We start from the raw sequence: 5248 nt of genomic DNA on the forward strand, positions 1-5248 counted from the left end.
CTGTGTTCGGCATGGGTACAGGTGTATCTCCTAGGCTATCGTCACTTAACTATTCTGAGTATACATGAGGTTCCCCTCTTTGTCAACTCAAAATTGAATATCTATTCTATACTAACATCACTATAAGCCGAAGCGCTTCATGACTTCTATTTGGATAAGTCCTCGAGCGATTAGTATTGGTCCGCTCCATTGCTCACACAACTTCCACTCCCAACCTATCTACCTGATCTTCTCTCAGGGCTCTTACTAACTTCCGTTATGGGAAATCTCATCTTGAGGTGGGTTTCACACTTAGATGCTTTCAGCGTTTATCCCTTCCCTACATAGCTACCCAGCGATGCCTCTGGCGAGACAACTGGTACACCAGCGGTAAGTCCACTCTGGTCCTCTCGTACTAGGAGCAGATCCTCTCAAATTTCCTACGCCCGCGACGGATAGGGACCGAACTGTCTCACGACGTTCTGAACCCAGCTCGCGTGCCGCTTTAATGGGCGAACAGCCCAACCCTTGGGACCGACTACAGCCCCAGGATGCGACGAGCCGACATCGAGGTGCCAAACCTCCCCGTCGATGTGAACTCTTGGGGGAGATAAGCCTGTTATCCCCAGGGTAGCTTTTATCCGTTGAGCGATGGCCCTTCCATACGGAACCACCGGATCACTAAGCCCGACTTTCGTCCCTGCTCGAGTTGTTGCTCTCGCAGTCAAGCTCCCTTATACCTTTACACTCTGCGATTGATTTCCAACCAATCTGAGGGAACCTTTGGGCGCCTCCGTTACCTTTTAGGAGGCGACCGCCCCAGTCAAACTGCCCGTCAGACACTGTCTCCGATAGGGATCACCTATCCGGGTTAGAGTGGCCATAACACAAGGGTAGTATCCCAACATCGCCTCCCTCGAAACTGACGTCCCGAGTTCCTAGGCTCCTACCTATCCTGTACATGTGGTACAGACACTCAATATCAAACTGCAGTAAAGCTCCATGGGGTCTTTCCGTCCTGTCGCGGGTAACCTGCATCTTCACAGGTACTAAAATTTCACCGAGTCTCTCGTTGAGACAGTGCCCAAATCATTACGCCTTTCGTGCGGGTCGGAACTTACCCGACAAGGAATTTCGCTACCTTAGGACCGTTATAGTTACGGCCGCCGTTTACTGGGGCTTCAATTCAGATCGTCGCTTGCGCTAAACCCTCCTCTTAACCTTCCAGCACCGGGCAGGCGTCACCCCCTATACATCATCTTACGATTTAGCAGAGAGCTGTGTTTTTGATAAACAGTTGCTTGGGCCTATTCACTGCGGCTCAGTCTAGCTGAGCACCCCTTCTCCCGAAGTTACGGGGTCATTTTGCCGAGTTCCTTAACGAGAGTTCTCTCGCTCACCTGAGGCTACTCGCCTCGACTACCTGTGTCGGTTTGCGGTACGGGTAGAGTATGATACATCGCTAGAAGATTTTCTTGGCAGTGTGACATCGCTCACTTCGCTACTAAACTTCACTCCCTGTCATAGCTCAATGTTAAAGATACAAGCATTTAACTCATATCACACCTCACTATTTAGCCAGACTCTTCCATTCGTCTGGTTGAGTTAGCCTACTGCGTCCCTCCATCACTTCATACTCTAGTACAGGAATCTCAACCTGTTGTCCATCGGATACACCTTTCGGTCTCTCCTTAGGTCCCGACTAACCCAGGGCGGACGAGCCTTCCCCTGGAAACCTTAGTCTTACGGTGGATGGGATTCTCACCCATCTTGCGCTACTCATACCGGCATTCTCACTTCTATGCGTTCCAGCGCTCCTCACGGTACACCTTCAACACACATAGAACGCTCTCCTACCATACCATTTCTGGTATCCACAGCTTCGGTAAATTGTTTTAGCCCCGGTACATTTTCGGCGCAGGGTCACTCGACTAGTGAGCTATTACGCACTCTTTGAATGAATAGCTGCTTCTAAGCTAACATCCTAGTTGTCTGTGCAACCCCACATCCTTTTCCACTTAACAATTATTTTGGGACCTTAGCTGGTGGTCTGGGCTGTTTCCCTTTCGACTACGGATCTTAGCACTCGCAGTCTGACTGCCGATTATATCTCATTGGCATTCGGAGTTTATCTGAGATTGGTAATCCGAGATGGACCCCTCACCCAAACAGTGCTCTACCTCCAAGAGACTCTACATCGACGCTAGCCCTAAAGCTATTTCGGAGAGAACCAGCTATCTCCAAGTTCGTTTGGAATTTCTCCGCTACCCACAAGTCATCCAAGCACTTTTCAACGTGCCCTGGTTCGGTCCTCCAGTGCGTTTTACCGCACCTTCAACCTGCTCATGGGTAGGTCACATGGTTTCGGGTCTATAACATAATACTATGGCGCCCTATTCAGACTCGGTTTCCCTACGGCTCCGTCTCTTCAACTTAACCTCGCATCATATCATAACTCGCCGGTTCATTCTACAAAAGGCACGCTCTCACCCATTAACGGGCTCGAACTTCTTGTAGGCACACGGTTTCAGGTTCTTTTTCACTCCCCTTCCGGGGTACTTTTCACCTTTCCCTCACGGTACTGGTTCACTATCGGTCACTAGGGAGTATTTAGGGTTGGGAGATGGTCCTCCCAGATTCCGACGGGATTTCGCGTGTCCCGCCGTACTCAGGATACTGCTAGGGTAGGCATTATTTCGATTACGAGGCTCTTACTCTCTTTGGCTAACCTTTCCAGGTTATTCTTCTATAACTTCTACTCCATATCTGCAGTCCTACAACCCCGAAGAGTAAACTCTTCGGTTTGCCCTCCTGCCGGTTCGCTCGCCGCTACTAAGGCAATCGCTTTTGCTTTCTCTTCCTGCAGCTACTTAGATGTTTCAGTTCACTGCGTCTTCCTCCTCACCACCTTAACAGTGATGGGTGACAGGCATCTACCTGCCGGGTTCCCCCATTCGGACACCCCTGGATCATTGCTTACTTACAGCTCCCCAAGGAATTTCGTCGTTCGTCACGTCCTTCTTCGGCTCCTAGTGCCAAGGCATCCACCGTGCGCCCTTACTAACTTAACCTTATTTTTCTCTAATTCTTTCTGAATCAAGAACTCTTATGTCACAGCGTTTCGGTTTATTTTCTTGTTACTATTTGATATAGATATTCAATTTTCAATGGACAATTCTAAGATACTAAGACCGTCCCAACTTGTTGGGCATTTTCGTAGAAAAATAGGAAACTGACGAAGTGTCTTCAGACACTAGGAAGGTTATCTTTTTTCCTAGAAAATGAGGTCGCGTTCAATTGCTTGAACAATATCTTTCTTGTTTAGGATACTTACTCACACTAGAGTAGTTGAACTCGAAACTAATTTCCTGGAAAATAGATAAATCGACTTGTGTTCACCGAACACTTCTTCGATTTCCTAATTTTCTACGGAAATTTTCGCAAGCGAACCGTTTCTCGTATCCTAATGGAGCCTAGCGGGATCGAACCGCTGACCTCCTGCGTGCAAAGCAGGCGCTCTCCCAGCTGAGCTAAGGCCCCTTACTAATAATCATTTACAGCTTATTAGTCATATTCTATTCTTGCTTTGTTGGGTCCTTCGCTGTCCCTGTCGTGCGCTTGCGCTTCGACAAAGCTCCAAGCTTCGCTTCTCGCTTAGCTGAGCTAAGGCCCCACAAGACCTCTCAAAATTAAAGAAGACAACGTACAGAGTTCCTTTTCCTTAGAAAGGAGGTGATCCAGCCGCACCTTCCGATACGGCTACCTTGTTACGACTTCACCCCAATCATCTATCCCACCTTAGGCGGCTGGCTCCTTACGGTTACCTCACCGACTTCGGGTGTTACAAACTCTCGTGGTGTGACGGGCGGTGTGTACAAGGCCCGGGAACGTATTCACCGCGGCGTGCTGATCCGCGATTACTAGCGATTCCGACTTCATGTAGGCGAGTTGCAGCCTACAATCCGAACTGAGACTGGCTTTAAGAGATTAGCTTGCCGTCACCGACTTGCGACTCGTTGTACCAGCCATTGTAGCACGTGTGTAGCCCAGGTCATAAGGGGCATGATGATTTGACGTCATCCCCACCTTCCTCCGGTTTATTACCGGCAGTCTCGCTAGAGTGCCCAACTTAATGATGGCAACTAACAATAGGGGTTGCGCTCGTTGCGGGACTTAACCCAACATCTCACGACACGAGCTGACGACAACCATGCACCACCTGTCACCAATGCTCCGAAGAGAAACCCTATCTCTAGGGCGGTCACTGGGATGTCAAGACCTGGTAAGGTTCTTCGCGTTGCTTCGAATTAAACCACATGCTCCACCGCTTGTGCGGGCCCCCGTCAATTCCTTTGAGTTTCAACCTTGCGGTCGTACTCCCCAGGCGGAGTGCTTAATGCGTTAGCTCCGGCACTGAGCCCCGGAAAGGACCCAACACCTAGCACTCATCGTTTACGGCGTGGACTACCAGGGTATCTAATCCTGTTCGCTACCCACGCTTTCGAGCCTCAGCGTCAGTTACAGACCAGAGAGCCGCTTTCGCCACCGGTGTTCCTCCATATATCTACGCATTTCACCGCTACACATGGAATTCCACTCCCCCCTTCTGCACTCAAGTTTGACAGTTTCAAAAGCGTACTATGGTTGAGCCACAGCCTTTTACTTCTGACTTATCAAACCGCCTGCGCTCGCTTTACGCCCAATAAATCCGGACAACGCTCGGGACCTACGTATTACCGCGGCTGCTGGCACGTAGTTAGCCGTCCCTTTCTGGTAAGGTACCGTCACTTAGCGGATTTTCCACTCCCGCTAACGTTCTTCTCTTACAACAGAGCTTTACGATCCGAAAACCTTCTTCACTCACGCGGCGTTGCTCGGTCAGGGTTCCCCCCATTGCCGAAGATTCCCTACTGCTGCCTCCCGTAGGAGTCTGGGCCGTGTCTCAGTCCCAGTGTGGCCGATCACCCTCTCAGGTCGGCTATGTATCGTCGCCTTGGTAAGCCTTTACCTTACCAACTAGCTAATACAACGCAGGTCCATCTGGTAGTGATGCTCTTGCACCTTTCAAGCACTTACCATGCAGTAAGTACTGTTATGCGGTATTAGCTATCGTTTCCAATAGTTATCCCCCGCTACCAGGCAGGTTACCTACGCGTTACTCACCCGTTCGCAACTCCTCCTATCAGAGCAAGCTCCAATAGTCAGCGTTCTACTTGCATGTATTAGGCACGCCGCCAGCGTTCGTCCTGAGCCAGGATCAAACTCTCAT

At 50.0% G+C, this 5248-nt stretch carries 1 tRNA gene and 2 rRNA genes; all 3 read right to left on the minus strand.

Going from position 1 to position 5248, the window contains the following annotated elements:
• Positions 1 to 150 precede the first annotated feature (150 nt).
• Positions 151 to 3050, minus strand: a 23S ribosomal RNA gene (locus ACVPON_RS10210).
• 396 nt (positions 3051 to 3446) lie between these two features.
• Positions 3447 to 3519 (minus strand) — tRNA-Ala (locus ACVPON_RS10215).
• 185 nt (positions 3520 to 3704) lie between these two features.
• Positions 3705 to 5248, minus strand: a 16S ribosomal RNA gene (locus ACVPON_RS10220).
• The 16S and 23S rRNA genes sit together here with 1 tRNA gene alongside, the layout of an rRNA operon.

This window comes from Streptococcus sp. 1F3, assembly GCF_054968985.1.